17 protein-coding genes are annotated in these 20,074 nt (G+C 63.1%); 6 read left to right on the forward strand and 11 right to left on the reverse strand.

Annotation, left to right across the window (positions count from 1 at the left end):
* Window positions 1–30: 30 nt before the first annotated feature.
* The 7 genes from LB525_RS23430 to LB525_RS23460 all read right to left on the reverse strand — a co-directional run bounded on the left by LB525_RS23430 (window position 31) and on the right by LB525_RS23460 (window position 7,394).
* Window positions 31–951 carry an ABC transporter permease gene (locus LB525_RS23430; RefSeq protein WP_140843343.1) on the reverse strand — a complete coding sequence of 307 codons (921 nt, stop codon included), beginning with the start codon at window positions 949–951 and terminating at the stop codon, window positions 31–33.
* A complete protein-coding gene (locus LB525_RS23435) occupies window positions 951–2,078 on the reverse strand; it encodes an ABC transporter permease (RefSeq protein ID WP_224547622.1) in 1,128 nt (375 codons plus the stop codon). The genes LB525_RS23430 and LB525_RS23435 overlap by 1 nt, the downstream gene beginning before the upstream one ends.
* Window positions 2,075–3,652 carry an ABC transporter ATP-binding protein gene (locus LB525_RS23440; protein ID WP_224547624.1) on the reverse strand — a complete coding sequence of 526 codons (1,578 nt, stop codon included), beginning with the start codon at window positions 3,650–3,652 and terminating at the stop codon, window positions 2,075–2,077. Before LB525_RS23440 ends, LB525_RS23435 begins: the two co-directional genes overlap by 4 nt.
* 295 nt (window positions 3,653–3,947) lie before the next feature.
* Window positions 3,948–4,925 carry a quinone oxidoreductase family protein gene (locus LB525_RS23445; protein ID WP_224547627.1) on the reverse strand — a complete coding sequence of 326 codons (978 nt, stop codon included), beginning with the start codon at window positions 4,923–4,925 and terminating at the stop codon, window positions 3,948–3,950.
* Window positions 4,926–5,062: 137 nt separating this feature from the next.
* Window positions 5,063–5,881, reverse strand: a complete 819-nt coding sequence (pcsA, locus tag LB525_RS23450) for a phosphatidylcholine synthase (protein WP_181174816.1) — start codon at window positions 5,879–5,881, stop codon at window positions 5,063–5,065.
* Window positions 5,878–6,492 carry a DUF1326 domain-containing protein gene (locus LB525_RS23455; protein WP_140843335.1) on the reverse strand — a complete coding sequence of 205 codons (615 nt, stop codon included), beginning with the start codon at window positions 6,490–6,492 and terminating at the stop codon, window positions 5,878–5,880. Before LB525_RS23455 ends, pcsA begins: the two co-directional genes overlap by 4 nt.
* 11 nt (window positions 6,493–6,503) lie before the next feature.
* A complete protein-coding gene (locus LB525_RS23460; protein ID WP_224547638.1) occupies window positions 6,504–7,394 on the reverse strand; it encodes a DUF2182 domain-containing protein in 891 nt (296 codons plus the stop codon).
* 101 nt (window positions 7,395–7,495) lie between these two features.
* On the opposite strand from LB525_RS23460, the gene LB525_RS23465 reads away from it, so the two are divergent.
* The gene (locus LB525_RS23465; RefSeq protein WP_224547640.1) at window positions 7,496–8,707 is read left to right on the forward strand and encodes a UbiH/UbiF family hydroxylase; all 1,212 of its coding nucleotides are present in this window, start codon (window positions 7,496–7,498) and stop codon (window positions 8,705–8,707) included.
* 238 nt (window positions 8,708–8,945) lie between these two features.
* Window positions 8,946–9,269: a heat shock protein HspQ gene (hspQ, locus tag LB525_RS23470; protein WP_040983419.1), complete on the forward strand. Its 324-nt coding sequence runs from the start codon at window positions 8,946–8,948 to the stop codon at window positions 9,267–9,269.
* A gap of 94 nt (window positions 9,270–9,363) precedes the next feature.
* On the opposite strand, the gene LB525_RS23475 is transcribed toward hspQ, so the two are convergent.
* Window positions 9,364–9,984: an invasion associated locus B family protein gene (locus tag LB525_RS23475; protein ID WP_095765425.1), complete on the reverse strand. Its 621-nt coding sequence runs from the start codon at window positions 9,982–9,984 to the stop codon at window positions 9,364–9,366.
* A gap of 293 nt (window positions 9,985–10,277) precedes the next feature.
* Between LB525_RS23475 and LB525_RS23480 the strand changes: the two genes are divergently transcribed.
* The 4 genes from LB525_RS23480 to mgtE all read left to right on the forward strand — a co-directional run bounded on the left by LB525_RS23480 (window position 10,278) and on the right by mgtE (window position 17,031).
* Window positions 10,278–12,098, forward strand: coding sequence for an extracellular solute-binding protein (locus LB525_RS23480; protein WP_224547642.1), 1,821 nt, complete (start codon window positions 10,278–10,280; stop codon window positions 12,096–12,098).
* A gap of 38 nt (window positions 12,099–12,136) precedes the next feature.
* On the forward strand, window positions 12,137–12,817 hold the full coding sequence (locus tag LB525_RS23485; RefSeq protein WP_224547644.1) for a DsbA family oxidoreductase: 681 nt from the start codon (window positions 12,137–12,139) through the stop codon (window positions 12,815–12,817).
* 679 nt (window positions 12,818–13,496) lie between these two features.
* Entirely contained in the window at window positions 13,497–15,386 is a 1,890-nt protein-coding gene (locus LB525_RS23490; protein WP_224547646.1) for an ABC transporter ATP-binding protein/permease, read from the forward strand.
* 280 nt (window positions 15,387–15,666) lie between these two features.
* Window positions 15,667–17,031: a magnesium transporter gene (gene mgtE, locus LB525_RS23495; RefSeq protein WP_224547648.1), complete on the forward strand. Its 1,365-nt coding sequence runs from the start codon at window positions 15,667–15,669 to the stop codon at window positions 17,029–17,031.
* 54 nt (window positions 17,032–17,085) lie between these two features.
* Here mgtE and gor read toward each other — a convergent pair whose 3' ends face one another.
* From gor to rpiA, 3 genes are all read right to left on the reverse strand, one after another.
* Complete coding sequence (gene gor, locus LB525_RS23500; protein ID WP_224547650.1) at window positions 17,086–18,474, reverse strand: glutathione-disulfide reductase; 1,389 nt, start codon at window positions 18,472–18,474, stop codon at window positions 17,086–17,088.
* A gap of 117 nt (window positions 18,475–18,591) precedes the next feature.
* Window positions 18,592–19,191, reverse strand: a complete 600-nt coding sequence (locus tag LB525_RS23505) for a DUF2059 domain-containing protein (protein WP_224547652.1) — start codon at window positions 19,189–19,191, stop codon at window positions 18,592–18,594.
* 21 nt (window positions 19,192–19,212) lie between these two features.
* A complete protein-coding gene (rpiA, locus tag LB525_RS23510; protein WP_224547654.1) occupies window positions 19,213–19,908 on the reverse strand; it encodes a ribose-5-phosphate isomerase RpiA in 696 nt (231 codons plus the stop codon).
* Window positions 19,909–20,074 lie beyond the last annotated feature (166 nt).

A 20,074-nucleotide genomic window follows, 5' to 3' on the forward strand; every position in this document is an offset into this window, starting at 1 on the left:
GCCTTGGAGCTTCCCGTCTTTTTGTTGTTGTCAACGATCCGGAACAAATGGCTGCCCCAACGAAGCCGGCGTGTTCATCATCGTCAGCCGCTTGTTGCGCGAGATTAGAACGAGAACCACGACGGTTGCCAGATAGGGCAGCGAAGAAAGAAACTGCGAAGGCACCGGAATGCCAAAAGCCTGTGCATGAAGCTGGCCGATCCACACCGCGCCGAAGATATAGGCGCCGGCCAGGACCCGCCACGGGCGCCAGGATGCGAACACCACCAGCGCCAGCGCGATCCAGCCGCGACCCGCGCTCATGTTCTCGACCCATTGCGGCGTGTAGACCAGCGACAGGTGACCGCCGGCAAGGCCTGCGCAGGCGCCGCCGAAGATCACGGCTAGATAGCGGTAGCGGATGACCTTGATGCCGAGCGCATGCGCCGACGTATGGCTGTCGCCGATCGAGCGGAGCGTCAGGCCCGTGCGCGTCCTGAACAGGAACCACATCACCGCCGCGGTCAGGGCGATCGAGATGTAGAAGACCGGGTCCTGGCCGAAGACCAGCTTGCCGACTACCGGGATCGAGCTGATCCCCGGGATGTCCAAATTGGGCAATCTCACGCCCGGCTGGCCGACGAAGCTGGTGCCGATCATGCCGGAGAGGCCGAGGCCGAGCAGGGTCAGCGACAGGCCGGTCGCCACCTGGTTGGTCGCGAGCGACAGCGTCATGACGGCGAACAGCAGCGAAAACAGCGCGCCGACGATGATAGCTGCTAGCAGGCCGATCCACGGCGATCCGGTGAGGTAACCGGCGCCGAAGCCGCCCACGGCGCCCATGATCATCATGCCCTCGACGCCGAGATTGAGCACGCCCGAGCGCTCGACCACCAGCTCGCCGATCGCCGCGATCAGAAGCGGCGTCGCCGCGGTCGCGATGGTCAAAAGGATGTTGACGGTGATGTCCATCAGCGAGCCTCCTCGAGCTTGGGCGCCGCTTCGAGCGCCGCGCCCTTCGGCTTCGTCAGCGCCATGCCGATCAGGCGGATGCGGTAATGGATGAGCGTGTCGCAGCCGAGCACGAAGAACAGAAGCATGCCCTGGAACACGCGCGCCACTTTGTCGGAAATACCGAGCGCGCTCTGCACCGCCTCGCCGCCGAGATAGGTCAGCGCCAGCACCAGGCCCGCCGCGACGATGCCCAGCGGATTGAGGCGCCCAAGGAAGGCGACGATGATGGCGGTGAAGCCGTAGCCGGGCGAGATCACCGGCTGCAACTGGCCGATGGCGCCGGAGACCTCGGAGATGCCGGCCAGACCGGCCAGCGCGCCGGACAGAAGGAAGGCGAAGAACACCATCTTGTTGAAGCCGAAGCCGGCAAAGCGCCCTGCCCTCGGGCTTGACCCCAGCACGCGGACCTCGAACCCTTTCAGCATGCGGCTCATCATCAGCCAGATCGCTACCGCGGCGACCAGCGCGAAGACGAAACCCCAATTGGCGCGGCCGGCATCCGGCATCAACTCAGGCAGCACGGCTGAATCGCCGAACTGGATGGTTTGCGGGAAGCCGTGGCCTTGCGGATCGCGCCATGGGCCGCGCACCAGCCAGTCGAGGAAAAGCTGCGCGACATAGACCAGCATCAGGCTGGTGAGGATCTCGTTGGTGCTGAAGCGCGTCTTCAGAAGCGCCGGGATCGATGCGTAGAAGGCACCGCCGACCATGCCCAGCAAAAGCATCAGCGGGATCACCAGCGGGCCTTCGAATTGCGGGAACAGCACCGGGATGATCGAGCCGAAGATCGCGCCGAAAATGAACTGGCCTTCGGCGCCGATGTTCCAGATGTTGGCCTTGTAGCAGACCGACAGGCCGACCGCGATCAGGATCAGCGGCGCTGCCTTGATCGCGAGCTCATGCAACTGCCAGACCTGGCTGATCGGCTCGACGAAATAGATCTCGAAGGCGTTGAGCGGATTGACGCCGAGCAGCGCAAACATGATGGCGCCGGCAATGATCGTCAGCGCGAAGGCGATGAAAGGCGACAGCATCGAGAACAGCGCCGAGCGCTGCGGGCGTTTGACGAGTTCGATGCGCATCATGCGACCTCCAAGCTGTGTTCGGCATGGCCGGGCTCGGCGCCGCCCATCAACAGGCCGACCTTCTCGAAAGTCGCCTCGGCGATCGGCAGCGGCGTCGACAATTCGCCGTTGTGCATGACGGCGATGGCGTCCGACAGTTCGAACAATTCGTCGAGGTCCTGGCTGATGACAAGGACAGCGGAGCCGCTGCGGGCGAGCTCGATCAAAGCCTGGCGGATGTGAGCGGCCGCACCTGCGTCGACGCCCCAGGTCGGCTGGTTGACGATCATGACGCTCGGCTTGCGGTCGAGCTCGCGGCCGACGATGAATTTCTGCAGATTGCCGCCCGACAATGCGGCGGCCTCCGGATCGGGCGCGCTCTTGCGCACGTCCATGGCTTTAATGATGCGCTGGGCAGCGCTGTAAACCGCGCCGTTCTTCACCGTGCCGCCCGAACCGACGAAAGCCTTGCCGTCAGTGGCGTGACGAGACAGAAGCAGGTTCTCCGAAAGCTTCATGCGGGGTGCTGCGCCGTGGCCGAGCCGCTCCTCCGGCACGAAGGCGGCCCCCATCAGCCGCCGGCCGGTGATCGAAAGGCCGCCGGCGTCCTTGCCGCGAATGCGCACGGAACCGGTATCCTGCTGCAGCACTTCGCCGGAGACGGATTCGAAGAACTCGCCCTGGCCGTTGCCGGCCACACCCGCGATGCCGATCACTTCGCCGGCACGTACGGTGAGGTTGATGTTCCTCAGTGGGATGGCGAACGGCGTCGCCGGCTTGCGGCTGAGGCTGCGGATTTCCAGCAGCGCCGGCGCCGTTTCGATGCCTTCCGCCGGCGCACGCACCACCGCCTTCACCTCGCTTCCGACCATCATGCGGGCAAGCGATGCGGCCGTCTCCTCACGTGGATTGCAGTGGCCGACGACCTTGCCGTGGCGAAGCACCGTGGCGCGGTCGCAGATGCGTTTGACCTCTTCCAGCCGGTGCGAGATGTAGAGGATCGATTTGCCTTCGGCGCGCAGGCGCTCCAGCGTCTCGAACAGCTTGTCGGCCTCCTGCGGCGTCAGCACCGAGGTGGGCTCGTCGAGGATGATGAGCTGCGGCGTCTGCAGGAGGCAGCGGATGATCTCGATGCGCTGGCGTTCGCCGACCGAAAGATCTCCGACCAGCGAATCCGGATCGAGCGGCAGGCCGTAGCTGTAGGACAATGCCCTCGCCTTCGCCGCGATGCTGCTGATCGGCGAACCATCATTGAGCGAAAGCGCGATGTTCTCGGCCGCCGTCAGCGCCTCGAAGAGCGAGAAATGCTGGAACACCATGCCGATGCCGAGCTTCTTGGCCGCGCCCGGGTTGGTGATCTTGACCGGCTTGCCGTCCCAGAAGATCTCGCCCGAGTTCGGCTCGAGCGATCCGAACAGCATCTTGACCAGCGTCGACTTGCCGGCGCCGTTCTCGCCGAGCAGCGCGTGGATCTCGCCTTTTGCGATATTGAGATCGATGTGATCGCACGCCGTCAGCGTGCCGAATATCTTGGTTAGGCCGCGAACCTCGAGCAGGTTCGCCCTGTCATGATTTGCACTCACAGTGCCTCCCATCCGGTTTCCCAGACATGTTCTGTGTTCCCGAAAGCATGGTATGCGCGGCCGGCTCCAGTCGGAAAGCAGCACCCGACTTGAAAGAGCTTCAAGAATTTCAGCGGAAACTCAAGGGCTAAGATAGATCTCTTGAAAACAACGGCAAAACCGGCGTCCCTTTTCAGGCAAGCCGTGCCTTCGGGCTCGGCAAGCCGCTGAAAAACAAGGCAGCCCGAAAGAACACCGTGCCGAAGGGTGTAAAGCGATTTTCCGTCCGGAATTGCGATAGAGCGGTACGCCGCTTCCGTGAAGCGCTTTAGGGAATGAGGACGGTCGTTCCCGTCGTCTTGCGGGCCTCGAGATCCGCTTGCGCCTTTGCAGCATCCTTCAGCGCATAGCGCTGGTTGATCTTGATCTCGACGGCGCCGCTCTTGACCACGTCGAAAAGCGCTTCGGCCGACTTCACCAGATCCTCGCGCCTAGCATTATAGACGAAGAGCGTCGGCCGCGTCGCATAGAGCGAGCCTTTCTGCGCCAGCAGCGATATCGAGAAAGGCGGGATCGGCCCCGACGACTGGCCGAAGCTGACGAACATGCCGAGCGGCCGCAGGCAATCGAGCGATGCCGGAAAAGTGTCGGCGCCGACGGAATCGTAGACGACGTCGCATTTCTTCCCGCCCGTCAGCGCCTCGACGCCGGCGACGAAATCCTGCTCTTTGTAGTTGATGACGTGATCGAAGCCGTGCGCCCGCGCAAGCTCGATCTTGTCGCCGGAACTCGCGGTGCCGATCACGGTCGCGCCGAGATGCTTTGCCCATTGCCCGAGGATCAGGCCGACGCCGCCGGCGGCTGCGTGGTAGAGGATCGTGTCACCGGCCTTGACGGGAAAGGTGCGGCGCAAGAGGTATTCGGCCGTCATGCCCTTCAGCATCATCGCCGCTGCTTGCTCGTCGCCGATACCGTCCGGCACTTTGACCACACGGTCGGCCGCGATCACCCGTTGCTCAGCGTAAGCCCCGACATTGACGGCATAGGCGATGCGGTCGCCGGGCTTCAGCCAGTCGACGCCGGGGCCGAGCGCCAGCACGACGCCCGCTGCCTCGCCGCCTGGGATCAGCGGAAAACCGCCAAGTGGCGGATAAAGCCCGGAGCGATAGTAGACGTCGATGAAGTTGAGGCCGATTGCCGTGTGCCGGACCAGGATCTGACCTTCTCCCGGCTGGCCGGGGTCGGCGTCTTCATAGGCCAGGACTTCGGGGCCGCCATGGGCGTGGATGCGGATTGCCTTAGACATCGCTCAGCTCTCTGAAGGGTAAGTGCACAAATCTGGAAACATGATTGCGAAAGGGAGAACCGATTTTCGGAAAATCATGCGCCGATATACAGCTAGGGCCAGGATGACCATTCAGCCAAAAATATCCTGATCCAGGATCAGGACTTCTTGGCGCCCAGATTGGGAAACATCTGCATGATGCCTCCGATGCAGGCAAGATAGAGGCCGGTGATCGTGATGCCGATCTTGGTGAAGTTGCTGACCTGCTCTCCCAGCACGCCGATCTTGTCATAGAAGGCGGCAAGTGCTGCCTGCGCCAGCGCCAGCGCGCCAAAGGCGCACCACAAAAGCGTCATAAAGAGGTTGACCGGTCTCAGCCGCACGACACGCACCGGATGGATGAAGTTGATCGGCATGAAGGTCAAAATGCCGGCAACCACCACCACCGCGAAAGACACCCATTGCCCAGGCTCGATGACGAAGAGCGTGAACACCACCATATTCCAGACGACCGGAAACCCTTTGAAGAAGTTCTCCTTCGTCTTCATGCCGGTGTCGGCATAGTAGATCGCGCTGGAGACGACGATGATGGCCGCCGACAGGAAGGACAGATTCTCGCCCATGAAGCCGCGCTGATAGAGCGCGAAGGCCGGGATGAGCACGTAAGTGACGTAGTCGATAATGTTGTCGAGGAGTTCGCCCGACCATGTCGGCAGGATTTCCTTGACCTCGAGCTTCCTGGCGATCGGACCGTCGATACCATCGACGAAAAGCGCCAGCCCCAGCCACCAGAACATCGCCGTCCAGCGTTGCTCGCTCGCCGCGACCAGCGACAGGAAGGCAAGGAACGATCCCGACGCGGTGAGCAGATGCACGGAGAACGCGCGCGCCTGCGGCCACGTCACCTTCTTCTTCGGCAATGGGATCCGTTGCGCGATCTTCTTGGCTGCCTTGCCGGCCCTTGTGTTCTTGCTCACGGTCCCCGCCAGTCCAGCTTGCAGATTTCGGCCGAGCGGCCGGCGAAATTCCAGTTGCGGCCGAAGGCGCGCATCTTGCTCTTGTCGGACTTCGCCACGATGATTTCCGGCGCGATCCAATATTCCGAATTGGCGATCACCGTATCTTTCTCACGGTCCTTGCCGGGAATGGGCGTCACTGCGCCGTCGATGATCTTGGGAATCTGGAAGACGCGCGTCTTGTCGTGCGTCTCGTAGGTGATCGGCACCTGCTCGACGCCGAGGAATTTCCCGACGAGGATCGACAACAGCGAGGTGGTGCCGCCGGCCTTGCCAGTGAAGATCTTGGTTAGCGCCTTCGCCGCATAGATCGACGCGCGCTTGTCGATGAACAGGCCGGCCGTCCAGTTGCCGCGGCTCATATAGCCGGGAATTTCCATGATCAGGCCGAGATTGAGGCCCGACAATTCGACCTCGCCGAAATGGCCCGCATCGATGCGGAAGCCTGCCCATGTCTGGCAATAGCCCTCGGTCGGCGGATGGCTGCCAAGCGACAGCACACAGGGACAGAAAACCGTGCAATTGCAGGAGAGTACCAGCTCCCCTTTCATTGCCCAGCTTTTGTCGGTCATCGAATTCTCCCTCACGCCGAAACTAATAGCAGGGCAGCCGCCCACACAAGCAGTATCGCACCGGCAACACGGCTGGCCACCCTGCCGGCGGTCTGTTTTTCGATCAGCGTGAACAGGCCGATCAGCGCCATCCAGAAGACGTTCATCGCCCCGACGGCAAACATCACCGGCATCAGCGCCCAGCAGCAACCGAGGCACCAGACGCCCTGTTCCAAGCCGAGCCGGAAGATGCGGCCTGGTTTCGCGCTCCACCTGGCGAACAGGATCGAGAACGGATTGCGGCACTTTTCCAGGCATGCCTGTTTCAGGCCGCTGAATTGATAGAGGCCGGCGACGAGCAGCGCGGCGGCGCCGGCAACGCCGATGGCGGGGTCGAGCATCCGGCCGGAACCGGCAAAGGCGTACACCGCGAGTGTCAGCACGCTGAAACCCACGGATGCGCCGAGCCATGTGGCGAGGTATCCGGCGACAAGCACCAGCGGATGAACGACTGGTTCGCCTTTGATCCTCGCCGTGTCGGCGATTTCGCAATAGGTGCGGATCAGCGGCGCCGCCGAAGGCAGCATCGTCGCCACGGCCATCAGGAACCACATCAGCACAAGCGCCGCCGCTTGCAGGCCGGCCAGGCCGGCAAGCGGCGCCGGCGCGAGGCAAAGAGCGAAGAACCGGTCGAGAAAATCCGGCAACGGCAGGCCCGGCAGATTTTTCAGCAGCATATCGCCGGGGGCGCCGACGGGGCTGCCTTCAGCGCCGCGTATCGCCATCGCGCCGAGAAGCAACCACGCAAGGGCGATGCCGGTACCGATCGTGAGCATGACTGCGAGGCGCGGGCTGCGCGCCACGCCAGCCGTGGCGCGGCCGGCGCGGTCGAGATGGCTGAAATCATGCTGCTCGCCGCTCATGGCAATCGAATGGGCTGAATCGCCGCGTTGATCAAGCCGGCCAATCTGCCCTATATCCGGACAAAGGCCCGACGGGTCGCCTCGCATTGTGGAAGCCTGGCGTGGAGCACAACGACAAAGCCCGCATCCTGGTTGCCGGCAGCGGTCCGGCCGGCTTGATCGCCGCGCTCGGCTTCGCCGAGGCCGGCTTCGAAGTGACGCTGGTCGGCCCTGAGGCCAACACCGCCGACGGCCGCACCACCGCCCTCATGAACCCCGCCCTGAAAGTCCTTGAACGACTGGGCATCCTTGGCGAACTGAGGCCGCAGGCCGCGGCGCTCAAGGTGATGCGCATCGTCGATGCCACAAGGCGGCTGATCCGAAGCCCAACCGTGACCTTTCGCGCCAGCGAGATCGGCGAGGAACAATTCGGGCTCAATTTACCCAACAAGGCTCTCATCCCCATCCTTGCCAGGGCGGTTTCAGCTCATGGTCGTATTCATTGGCTGAAATCCACCGTCGAGTCCTGGAACCTGGACGCCGACCAGGCCCATGCAAGGCTGGCCGACGGCAGCGAAGTCTCGGCGTCGCTGGTGGTCGCCGCCGACGGACGCCTGTCTCCGGCGCGGGAAGCCGCCGGCATTCGCGCCTTTGCGCGTCCCTATCCGCAGTCGGCGCTTGTGCTCAATTTCGGCCACCGCAGCGAGCACGGCTTCGTTTCAACCGAGTTCCATACCGAGACAGGGCCGTTCACGCAGGTGCCGCTGCCCGGCAGGCGCTCGAGCCTTGTGTGGGTGGTGAGGCCGGAGACCGCGCGGGAGCTTGCCGCGCTCGACGATGCACCCTTGTCGGGGCGTATCGAGGAGCAGATGCAATCGATGCTTGGCCGGGTCTCTGTCGAGCCGGGCCGCCAGGTCTATCCTTTGTCGGCCGCTTCGCCCGGTCGCTTCGCGCAAAACCGCGTGGCCCTGGTCGGCGAGGCAGCGCATGTGTTTCCGCCGATCGGCGCGCAAGGTCTCAACCTCGGCATTAGGGACATCGACGATCTGATTGGAATCGCGAGTGAAAACGGCAATGATCCAGGATCGCGCCGAAGCCTTGCTGCCTATGACACGAGGCGCCGGCCTGACATTTGGGCGCGCAGCGGCGCCGTGAACCTGCTCAACATGTCGCTCTTGTCCGACATGCTGCCGGCGCAGCTGGCGCGCAGCGCCGGCCTTAGTGCGCTTGGCGGCTTCGCGCCGCTGCGCGCCTTCTTCATGCGCGAGGGGCTGCGGCCGGGCAGCGGCTTTCGCGCCATTGCCGGTGGCCTAAGAAAAGAGGTCGGCCGGTAGTATTCCAAGGCCGATGATGCCGGATTTTTTCGCTCAGGCGGGAGAACTCCCGTGCGGGCTAACCCGTTGCTTCAGCCAACATCGAGCAGTTGGCTATTGAACTGCGGCCGCGTCTGCGCCAAATAGGCACCAGCCGAAAGTCGGGGTCGATTTTTGGCCGGGTGATGTGTAAATTCAAGGCCTTAGGCGCCTTGCGCGCAGCCACGACAGGCGCCTCGGACCCTAAGTGGTGAATGTGATGAAAACGGCCAAATTCTCGATCGGGCAAGTGGTTCGCCACAGGCTGTTTCCATTCCGCGGCGTGATCTTTGACGTCGACCCCGAATTCGCCAACACAGAGGAATGGTACGAGGCTATTCCGGCTGACGTGCGTCCGCGCAAGGACCAGCCTTTCTACCATCTTCTGGCGGAAAATTCGGAGACTGAGTACATCGCCTATGTGTCCGAGCAGAACCTGCTCGAGGACCGGTCGGGCGAGCCGGTGCGGCATCCGCAGATCGGCGAGATGTTCGACAAGCTGCCGGACGGCCGATACGAGCCGAAGCGCCAGTCGAAGCACTGAAGCGCTAACGAACGTCGCCTAGGGTGCGGCGCGGGGCAATAAAAAAAGCGGGGCATTTGCCCCGCTTTTGTTTCCGAGAAACGCGCTTGCGCGATCAGTTTGCGGTCTTGGCCTTGTCCTGCTCGTCCTTGAGCTTCTTGGCGAAGTCCTGATTGTTCTTGGCGACGAAGTCCTGCAGCTTTTTCTGCCGGTCCTCGATGTCCGACTGCTGCAGCGGCGGGCCGTCATAGGCGCCGCTGAAGCCGGTGAGCGCGATCTTGATCGGGTTCGGCTGGTTCTGGAAGTTGATCGAGGTGAGCGTGATGCCCTGCCCCTTCTTGAAGGAAGCGACGAGCTGGTCGCTCAGCGGCACTTCCGCCACGCAACGATCCGGGAAGCAGATCACATAGTCCAGCTTCTGCGCCTTGCCGGCATCGATCTGCAGCGCAATTCCGGGAGGCACGAGGCGGCCGGTCGGCACCGTGACCTGGAAGACCTTGCGGTTCACCTTGCCCTTGAGCTCGATCAGGCTGACGCCGGTGACGAGCTGGCCGTTGCCGGCCGTGACGATGTTCTGCACATTGCAAATGTCAACGTCTTCCTGCTTGGTGCAGGCCTTGAACCAGCCCTGCGGGATCTGCGGCTGCTGTTGGGCCGAGGCGGTGAAAAGCCCGGCGCCCAGAACGCCGACCACGCCTGCGGCCAGCACCGAAAGGCGGTACGCGTTGATCGTCATATGGTGCACTTTCCTCTCAAATGATCCCGGGGACCGGCTTCTTCGTGCCGTGTGGTCCAGCTACCTGTTGCCCAAATGAGGCAACAGGATGACTTCGGAGCGCGTGTTACACTGCCAGCGACATCGAATCCAGCCCGGTTTCCGCGATTTCTTCGCGGTTCGATGTCCAGGGCAAGCATCGATCGGCGCTGGAGCGGCGGAACCCGATTCCCATTGGCGCGCCGATTCAATCGGATAGCGAAATGCTCTAGGGTGCATGGCGAATCACAAAGCCGTCCGGCAAGGAGACGGTCATGGACCGCGTTCTCGTCCGGCTGATCGCCGCGACCTCGTTTCTGGCTCTTTCGCTCCTTCCTGCACAGTCGGAGCCGAAGCACGGCTTAGCCATGCAAGGCGAGCCGGCGCTGCCGCCCGACTACCAGCATTTCGACTACGTCAATCCGGACGCGCCGAAAGGCGGCAGCGTCACCTATTGCGTCGTCGGCTCCTTCGACAACCTCAATCCCTTTATCCTGAAAAGCCTGCGCACCACGGCGCGCGGGATGATCGATACGGTTTACGGCAATCTCGTCTTCGAGCCGCTGATGCAGCGCAACTATGACGAGCCCTTCAGCCTCTACGGGCTGCTTGCCGACAGCGCCGACATGGACCCGGAGCGAAACAGCATCGAGTTCCATCTGAACCCCAATGCAAAATGGTCGGACGGCCAGCCGGTGACGCCGGAGGACGTGCTGTTCACCTACGACGTCTTCGCCGCGAAGGGCCGCCCGCCCTACAGCGACCGCATGAGCATGATCGCCAAGCTGGAGAAGACCGGCGACCACAGCGTGAAGTTCACCTTCAACGACAAGGCCAATCGCGAATTCCCGCTGATCGTCGCGCTGACGCCGATTGTCCCCAAGCACGCCTTCGACAAGGACACGTTCGACAAGACCACGCTGAAGCCGCTGATCGGCAGCGGCCCCTACACCGTGGACAAGGTGCTGCCGGGGCAGCGTATCGTCTTCAAGCGGAATCCGCATTACTGGGGCAAAGACATTCCGTCGAAGCGCGGCTTCGACAATTTCGATCAGGTCACGATCGAGTATTTTCTCAACGCCAACGCCAAGACGGAAGCATTCAAGAAAGGAATTTGCGCTCTCGATGACGAGACCGATCCGGTCAAGCGTGAGCGCGACATCGACTTTCCAGCCTTCCGAAAGGGTGATGTGAAGGAAGAATATTTCACCACCGGCATTCCCCCGGTTGTGACCGGCTTTCTGTTCAACACCCGGCTGCCCAAATTCGCCGATCCCGTCGTCCGCCGCGCGCTCGGCATGCTCTACGATTTCGAATGGACGAACAAGAATCTGTTCGGCGGCAAGTTCAACCGCACCATGAGCTATTGGCAGAATTCCGAGCTTTCGGCGCTCGGCCACCCCGCGGGCGATCGCGAAAAGGCGCTGCTTGCGCCCTACCCCGGCCGCGTGCCGCCGGACGTGATGGACGGCACCTGGCGCCCACCCGTGACGGATGGTTCAGGCCAGGACCGCAAGGTGCTCAAAACCGCCTTCGAATTGCTGAAGAGCGCCGGCTTCCACGTGCAGGACGGCAAGATGCTCGACGCGCAAGGAAACCCGTTCGGCTTCGAGATCCTGACCTCGTCGCAGGACGAAGAGCGGCTGGCGGCCGTCTATCAGCGCACACTGGAAAAGATCGGTATCGGCGTCGGCATCCGCACCCTCGACGGCGACCAGATCCAGTCGCGCAAGCAGCGTTTCGACTTCGAGGTTCTGATCGGGACGAGCGGCTTCAGCAATTCGCTGTCGCCCGGCAGCGAGCAGGTCGGCCGCTGGGGATCGGTCGCCGCGAAAACGGAAGGATCGTTCAACCTCGCCGGCGTCGCCGATCCGGCGATCGACGCCGCGATCGACGCGATGCTGAACGCCCGCACCAAAGAAGACTATGTCGCCGCGGTGCGCGTGCTCGACCGGCTGCTGATCTCAGGCAGCTACATGGTGCCGATGCAGTACAACACGCAGCAATGGGTCGCTTACTGGAGCTATCTGGAACATCCGCAAAAGACCCCCATATTCGGCTACCAGCTGCCGACCTGGTGGCGAAAGCCCAACTGAGGCAGGCCCGACCGGCAGAGACCAAACAGGAGACGAGCATGAGCGCCAAGAACACCATCACCGTCGATGTTGTGTCCGATGTCGTCTGCCCCTGGTGCTTAATCGGCCAGAAGCGGCTGGACAAGGCCATCGCTTCTGCAAGCGACATCGACGTGCGCGTGCGCTGGCGGCCATTCCAGCTCGATCCGACCATCCCGCCAGCCGGCATGGATCGCCGCCAATACATGCTCGGCAAGTTCGGCAGCGAGGAGCGTATCCATCAGATCCACGCGCGCATCGAGCCGCTCGGCGAAGCCGAGGGCATCAGCTTTGCCTTTGGCGCCATCAAGGTCGCGCCGAACACCCTCGACGCGCACCGCGTCATCCGCTGGGCGGGCGCAGCCGGCGAGGACGTGCAGAACCGGCTGGTGCGCCGCCTCTTCCAGCTGAATTTCGAGGAAGGCGTGAACATCGGCGACCATGCCGTGTTGGTTACGGCCGCCGGCGAGGCCGGCATGGATGCGTCGGTGGTCGAGACGCTGCTGCCGACCGACGCCGACGTTGAGGCCGTCCGCAACGAGATCGCCACCGCTTCGCGCATGGGCATCACCGGCGTGCCCTGCTTCCTGCTCGAAGGCAAATACGCCGTGATGGGCGCGCAGGATGCCGACACGCTTGCCGACGCCATCCGCCAGGTGGCCCAGGCCAAGGCGCGCGGCGAGCTCGAAACCGCGAACTGAATTTTCCGTCAGCGCGATCCGTAGCCGCCGACCTGACCGCCGCGCGCTTTCCTGAAAATTGTCCTCCTGTTTTCGCGGTCGCTTTGGCTTTGCTCAGGAAGAAGCTGTTGCCGTAGCCAAGCTTGGTCAGCTCGCCGCAACAGCCCTGATCGCCGGGAGGGCCATGTCCGTTTCGGCAGCGGCGAGATCGCCATCGACAGATACGACACTGCCGACAAGACCATTTCCGGCCATTTTCAGCGCCTCCGGAAAAGACGAATCAGGTAAACCCTGAGTAGCTCACGGGCGGCAAATTTTCGGTCATTCCGGTCACCGCCAGTAGTCATCGCGGCCTGCGGACACCTCTTTTTCATTCACAAACCCGTGTTTTCCACTTCCCTTAGGGAAGGTTGCCGCCGGCTGGCAAAAACAGCTCTAGCAAACTGAAATACAAGATGAAATCGCCGCGAGTAGCGATCGCCCGGCGCAGCCTTTCTGTTGCCCTGATGCCACGGCGAGTAACCCTGTTCACATTCGTTGGCAGAAAATTAATGGAAAATGATCAATTGGTGTTACCCTGTGTAACAAAACTAAGAAAGGTTTGGGCGGGATCGTGACTGGGGTCGGTAGACCGCAACGAACAGTACCGGAGCAAACATCCAACGAGGCGAAGACCTCGTCGCTGACGCCGGTATCGTCGATGCGCACATTCTGGGGGCTGATGCGAGCCTACTGGTTCTCCGACCGGTGGAAGGAAGCCTGGACCCTCACATTCGTCATCGCGCTGCTGACGGCGTTGTCCAGCAAGGCTGGCGTCTGGTTCGCCTTGGCACTGGGCGAGTTGGGCAATTCGATCGCCTTCCTCCACGACGCCGCCAACACCCACCCGTTGCAGACCATTCTGACCAATGCCGGCATATTGGTGCTGCTGGTCGTGCTGAAGGATGCCGGCTTCACCGGCGTGCGCAATCTCGTTTCAACGACCTTGCACCGCAAATGGCGGGGCTGGCTGAACAGCCAGTTCAACCAGGCGCTGCTCGACGGCAACCATACCCATTTTCATGCGCAGCACGGTTCGGCGGCCGGCGGCATCGTCGCTCCGGACAACATCGACCAGCGCATCCAGGAATCGATCAAGGACATGACCGGCGGCGCCATCGGGCTTGCCATGGGCGTGCTGGGTGTCGCGACTTCGCTCTATTTCATCGGCGAAAACCTGATCGGGTCCTCGGTCGAGGTCAAGGGCCTGGAATTCCTCGGCGGCTACGGCACCGCGGTGCTGGCTTTCCTCGCCGTCGCCATCTACGTGCCGCTGAACACTTGGATCGCCGTCAAGCTCGGGCGGCTGCTCGAGCGGCTCAACGTGCGCATGCAGCAGGCCGAGGGCAGCTACCGCAGCGAACTGACGACATTCCTGCGCCGCAGCTTCCACGTCGCCGCCTCGCATGGCGAGGGCGTGCAAAAGTCGATGCATGACAGGCTCTATGTCGACATCGACAAGACGTGGGGGCGGCTCAATATCGTCAACACCAGCTACACGTCGTTCGAGCTGATCTACAATTTCGTCGGCGCCCGTATCGTTGCCTACGCCCCGGGCCTCGTGTCGTTCATCCACAACCGTCTCGACTACAAAGGCTACATTACCGGCTCCGAAATGGTCGCCCAGTTGATCAGCCAGTGCTCGTGGTTCATCCATGTGATGCCGGCGATCGCGACGCTCAGGGCCAACAGCCAGCGCGTCACCGAGCTCGCCGACGCCATCGAGAACGTCCAGCACCCGCGCGAATTCTATCAGCAGACCGGCCGCTCCGACTTCGGCTACGCCACCCAGAACCCGGTGTTCGGCCTGACCATCCAGAAGCTCGAGCTGGCGCATCAGGGCGAGGACGCGACGCCTTTCCTCAGCGCCGCCAATCTGCGCTTCCGCCGCGGCGAATGGACCTTCCTCAAGGGCGAATCCGGCTGCGGCAAGACTTCGCTGATCAAGGCTATCAACGGCTTGTGGCCATATGGCCGCGGCACCATCGTCTTCCCGGAGGGCGTGACGAGCTTCTACGCCGCTCAGGAGGTCAAGCTGCAGCAGGTCTCGCTGAAGCAGCTCGTCTGCCTGCCGGGTTCAGAGAGCGATCACAGCGACACGCAGGTTGCCGCGGCCCTGCACAAGGCCGGCCTCGGCGACTTCATCGGGCAGCTGGCCGACGAGAGCCGCGAGGGCAAGATCTGGGACCAGGTGCTTTCGGGCGGCCAGAAGCAGAAGCTGGTGGTCGCGCGCATCATCCTGCAGCAGCCGGGACTTCTGTTCCTCGACGAAGCGACCGGCGCGCTCGATCCCGAAGGTAAGATCGCCTTCCACCAGGCGATCAAGGACAATTGCCCGAACGTCACCGTCATCAGCGTCATGCACGAAGCGGTGGCGCCGCGCTCGCTGTCCGGCGAGGAGTTCTACCACAGCGTGGTTTCGATTGCCGACGGCGTCGCCACCAAGAAGCCGCTTGCGCCCAGCTTGCCGCGCGAGCTCACCACCATTCTCGCCCAGCCCCGGCCGGTCGAGGACAAGTGGCTGCGCTTCCGCCGGCTGAAGCAGAAATAGAAGTCATACCAAGCATTTGACCGGCGACGGTGGCCCCGCTTGGTCTGTCTTCGATCACAGTCTCGCGATCCGGCCTGCCCGCGTCCCTTTTCGGCGCCCTTCGCGATTGACTCGGCAAAAACCGCTCCTATGTTGCGCCCGCTCGCCAAATTCAAACTCGAACCCCGCGAGCAGAAAGGTCAACCCGCCATGCCTGGCGACAGTCACAGTCGAACGCAACCGCCGTCCGCCCTGACGTGACCTGACGGCTCACGTCCTGCCGGACGGCAAGGAGTGAGCCATGAACGAATTCGCACTTGTACTGGACGACGAAGCGGTCGCCGTCGCCCGTGTTCTTGCCAACGATCACGTCGCCGACGTCGTTGAAGCCCTCAACCATGAAACCCGCGAGACAGCCATCGAGCTTCTCTGCGCCGTGCCGTTCGAGCGGCTGGTTGAGATTTTCGACCAGCCTGAGCTCGAAGCAGCACCCGAGCTTGCCGAGGCCCTGCCGCGCCCGAAGGCGAGCAAGCTCCTGACTGCCATGTCGGTCGACCGCGCCGCCGACATCCTGCGCGAGCTGGACGAGCCGGCCCGCTCGGAGTTGCTCGGCGCCTTGGCGCCGCCGCTGCGCGCGACGCTGCTGTCCATTCTGGGATATCCGGAAGGCAGCGCCGCCTCGATCATGACGACGGAATTCGTCAGCGTGCCTTCCGACTGGACCGTTGGGCGCACGCTCGACTACATCCGCAAGGTCGAGCGCAGCCGCGAAACCATCTACGCCATCTACATCGTCGACCCGGAGACGCATCTTTTACTGCGGGCGACCGGATTGCGCCGGCTGATCACCGGCAATCCGGAGGATTCGATCCTGTCGGTGGCGCCCGATCGCATGCCGGTGACGGTGACGCCGCTCACCGATCGCGAGACCCTGGCGCAGACAATCTCCAAATACGACCTGCTCGCCTTGCCGGTCGTCGATCACGGCAAGCTCCTCGGCATCGTCACCATCGACGACATCATCGACACGATGATCGAGGAGACGACCGAGGATGTGCACCGTTTCGGCGGCATGGAGGCGCTGGACGAGCCCTATATGAAGATGAGCTTCCTCGCCATGATCCAGAAGCGCGCCGGCTGGCTTTGCGCGCTGTTCCTCAGCGAGATGCTGACGGCCAACGCCATGCAGAGCTACGAAGGCGAACTGGAAAAGGCGATCGTGCTGACGCTGTTCATCCCGCTGATCATGAGTTCCGGCGGCAACTCCGGCTCGCAGGCGACCTCGCTCGTCATTCGCGCGCTGGCGCTGCGCGAGATCGGGCTGCGCGACTGGTGGCGGGTGGCCTTGCGCGAGCTGCCGACCGGTCTGGTGCTCGGCTCGATCCTCGGCATCGTCGGCATCTGCCGCATCGCGCTCTGGCAGTATTTCGGCTTCTACGACTACGGCCCGCACTGGATGCTGATCGCGGCGACCGTAGGCGCGGCGCTGGTCGGCATCGTCACCTTCGGCTCGCTGTCGGGATCGATGCTGCCCTTCGCGCTGAAGCGCATCGGCTTCGACCCGGCGAGCGCCTCGGCGCCGTTCGTCGCCACGCTGGTCGACGTCACCGGGCTGGTCATCTACTTCTCGGTGGCGCTGATGATCCTGCGCGGCACGCTTCTGTAGAAGCATCTTGACGGCCACCGGCATCGCCGGCGGCCGTCGCGTCCCACGCTCCGGTCAGACCCGTTCGCCGTTCTTCACGCGATAGGTCGGCTTGTACATCGTTACCAGTTCCTCGGCCGCGGTCGGATGCACGGCCATGGTGCGGTCGAAGTCCTCCTTGGTCAGGCCAGCCTTCACCGGAATGCCGAGAAGCTGCGCCATCTCGCCGGCATCGGGGCCCAGAATATGGGCGCCGATCACCTTCCTGGATGCGCCGTCGACCACCAGCTTGATCAGCATCTTCTCGTCGCGGCCGGACAGCGTGTGGCGCATCGGACGGAAGGATGCGCGGTAGATCTCGACATCCGCATAGCGCTCGATTGCGTCGTCTTCCGACAGGCCGACAGTGCCGATCTCCGGCTGCGAGAATACAGCCGTCGGAATGGTGTCGTGGTCCGGCGCTGTCGGGTTGTCCTTGAAGGCCGTCTCGACGAAGCACATCGCCTCGTGGATCGCCACCGGCGTCAGTTGCACGCGATGCGTGACGTCGCCGATCGCCCAGATGTTATCGACATTGGTGCGCGAATGTTTGTCCACGACGATCGCGCCCGTCTTGCTGAGTTCGAGGCCGACGCCTTCCAGGCCCATATTCTCGGTGTTGGGGAGACGTCCGATCGCGAGCATCACCTGGTCGACCGTCAGCGTTTGGCCGGAAGACAGCAGCACGTCCAGCCTGCCCTCCGGTGTCTTGCGCACCGATTCCGAAACCGCGTGGCAAAGAATCCTGATGCCTTTCCTCTCCATTGTCTCGTGCAGCGAGCGGCGCAGATCCATGTCGAAGCGGCTCAGAATCTCCTGGCCGCGATAGACCAGCGTGGTGTCGACGCCCAGGCCGTGGAAAATATTGGCGAATTCGACGGCGATGTAGCCGCCGCCCTCGATCATGATCGTCTTCGGCAGCTCCTTGAGATCGAAGGCCTCGTTGGAGAAGATGCAATATTCATGGCCTGGCAGCGCCGGATGCGGCGCCGGACGCCCGCCGGTGGCGATCAGGATCTGGTCGGCGCTGACCGTGCGGTCCTCGGCAACCAGATAGATGCTGTGCGTGTCGACGAGCACTGCGCGTGAATGAAAGGTCTCGCCGCCGGAGCCTTCGACATTCTTCTTGTAGATCGCTTCGAGCCGCGCGATCTCCTTGTCCTTGTTGGCGACCAGCGTCGGCCAGTCGAAGCTCGCCTCGGGCACCGTCCAGCCATAGCCGGCGGCATCGGCGAAATGCTCGGGAAATTGCGAAGCATAGACATAGAGCTTCTTCGGCACGCAGCCGCGAATGACGCAGGTGCCGCCGAAGCGGTATTCCTCGGCGATGGCCACGCGCTTGCCGAGAGCCGCCGCCACCCGGGCCGCCCTTACCCCGCCGGAGCCGCCGCCGATGACGAACAGATCATAGTCATAAGCGGCCATCGCTTGGGCTCCTGCGGATGAGAAAGACGGGGTCAGAGGTAGGCTGCCAAGCGGCAAAAGAAAAGCCCGGGCAAACCCGGGCTTTGTGGTCCAGCCGCAGTCGGCGGATCAAAAGGATCAGTTCTGCGAATCGTCAGCCGGAGCCGAATTGTCCGCCGGAGCGGAACCATCGGCGGGTGCGGTGGCGGCCGGCGCCGGCGCTGCCGGCGCCTTGGCCTTGGCGGCCGCCGCAAGCGTCTCGCCGACCTGCTGGGCGAGATCGCGGGCAACGCCATTTTGCCAGATGTCGGCAGCCTTGACGAGGTCGCGCGTCACCGCGGGGCCGCTATCCAGCAGCTTCTTGCCGGCCTCGGAGCTGTAGAAGGCGGCGATGTCGTTGAGGTCCTTCTCGGAGAACACCTTGGCATAGGCCATGGCCGCCTCCTTTTCCAGGTCGGCGCGCCGCGAGGCCATGCCAAGCGCCTTCTCGGTCACGGTCTTGCCGATCAGTTCCTGCATGTCGGGGTTTTTCTGGATGAGCTGCGATTCCAGCGCGCCGGCCGCCTGCGGCAGGATGTTGTCGAACGAGTCCGTGGCGTGGATCGCCGCGACAGCCGCGCGCGCGGCCTTCAGATGCGATTCGCTGATGTCCTGCGCAAACACCGGTGACGACAGCGCAAGGACGGCCGAGGCCGCCAGAAGCGTCGAAAGGCGGCGAACTCGTTTAGGCAAAATCATAGTCGGTAGAACTCCCTGGTTTCAGGCTGCATGGACGGTTTCGATACCGTCGCCGCCGGCGATGATGGCCGTTGACGCCAGCCCGATGAATAGACCGTGCTCGACAACGCCTGGAACGGCGAAGAGAGCATTCGACAGCGCTCTTGTATCCGGAATGCGGCCAAAAGATGCATCGAGGATAAAGTGGCCGCCGTCTGTAACAAATGGCTGGCTTCCCGTCATCCTCAATGTAACCGGGCCGGAAAGGCCTAGCCCTGCCGCGGCGGCGCGTACCGCGATCTCGGTGGCGCGCAGGCCGAATTTGTTGACCTCGATCGGCAGCGGGAACCGGCCGAGGGTTCCGACCATCTTGGATTTGTCGGCAATCACGATCATGCGCTCGGACGCCGCCGCGACGATCTTTTCGCGCAGCAGCGCGCCGCCGCCGCCCTTGATCAGGGTCAGCTCCGGGTCGACCTCGTCGGCGCCGTCGATGGTGAGGTCGAGCTCGGGTGTTTCTTCCAGTGTAGACAGCGGCACGCCGAGCTCGTGGCAGAGTGCCGCGGTACGCTCGGAAGTCGGCACGCCGATGACCTTGAGGCCGGTCGCAACCTTCTCGGCCAGCAGCCGCACGAATTCTTCCGCCGTCGTGCCGGTGCCGATGCCGAGCCGCATGCCGCTGCCGACATGGGCGAGCGCTGCCCGCGCGGCCTCGACCTTCAACTGCCTTGCATCCATGGGGAGCCCCGATTTCGCCGGTTTCGCGCGCCTCCTAGCATTTTTGCCTGTCCCGTCAAAGGCTCGCCCTCAAAGGCTCTGTGGACCGATCGAGGCTTCTTGCTTGAACTTGGGCCAGCCTGTATCGGCTGCGGCAACGCAATTGCCGCAGGACCCACCCATGACC

The sequence above is a fragment of the Mesorhizobium sp. CA16 genome, assembly GCF_020165175.1.
Classification (GTDB): domain Bacteria; phylum Pseudomonadota; class Alphaproteobacteria; order Rhizobiales; family Rhizobiaceae; genus Mesorhizobium.

Excerpts from the sequence above, each read along its gene's own strand:
- LB525_RS23430 (WP_140843343.1), bottom strand. The coding sequence starts at position 951 with ATGGACATCACCGTCAACATCCTTTTGACCATCGCGACCGCGGCGACG.
- LB525_RS23435 (WP_224547622.1), bottom strand. The coding sequence starts at position 2,078 with ATGATGCGCATCGAACTCGTCAAACGCCCGCAGCGCTCGGCGCTGTTC.
- LB525_RS23440 (WP_224547624.1), bottom strand. The coding sequence starts at position 3,652 with ATGGGAGGCACTGTGAGTGCAAATCATGACAGGGCGAACCTGCTCGAG.
- LB525_RS23445 (WP_224547627.1), bottom strand. The coding sequence starts at position 4,925 with ATGTCTAAGGCAATCCGCATCCACGCCCATGGCGGCCCCGAAGTCCTG.
- LB525_RS23455 (WP_140843335.1), bottom strand. The coding sequence starts at position 6,492 with ATGACCGACAAAAGCTGGGCAATGAAAGGGGAGCTGGTACTCTCCTGC.
- LB525_RS23460 (WP_224547638.1), bottom strand. The coding sequence starts at position 7,394 with ATGAGCGGCGAGCAGCATGATTTCAGCCATCTCGACCGCGCCGGCCGC.
- hspQ (WP_040983419.1), top strand. The coding sequence starts at position 8,946 with ATGAAAACGGCCAAATTCTCGATCGGGCAAGTGGTTCGCCACAGGCTG.
- LB525_RS23475 (WP_095765425.1), bottom strand. The coding sequence starts at position 9,984 with ATGACGATCAACGCGTACCGCCTTTCGGTGCTGGCCGCAGGCGTGGTC.
- LB525_RS23480 (WP_224547642.1), top strand. The coding sequence starts at position 10,278 with ATGGACCGCGTTCTCGTCCGGCTGATCGCCGCGACCTCGTTTCTGGCT.
- LB525_RS23485 (WP_224547644.1), top strand. The coding sequence starts at position 12,137 with ATGAGCGCCAAGAACACCATCACCGTCGATGTTGTGTCCGATGTCGTC.
- LB525_RS23490 (WP_224547646.1), top strand. The coding sequence starts at position 13,497 with ATGCGCACATTCTGGGGGCTGATGCGAGCCTACTGGTTCTCCGACCGG.
- mgtE (WP_224547648.1), top strand. The coding sequence starts at position 15,667 with ATGAACGAATTCGCACTTGTACTGGACGACGAAGCGGTCGCCGTCGCC.
- gor (WP_224547650.1), bottom strand. The coding sequence starts at position 18,474 with ATGGCCGCTTATGACTATGATCTGTTCGTCATCGGCGGCGGCTCCGGC.
- LB525_RS23505 (WP_224547652.1), bottom strand. The coding sequence starts at position 19,191 with ATGATTTTGCCTAAACGAGTTCGCCGCCTTTCGACGCTTCTGGCGGCC.
- rpiA (WP_224547654.1), bottom strand. The coding sequence starts at position 19,908 with ATGGATGCAAGGCAGTTGAAGGTCGAGGCCGCGCGGGCAGCGCTCGCC.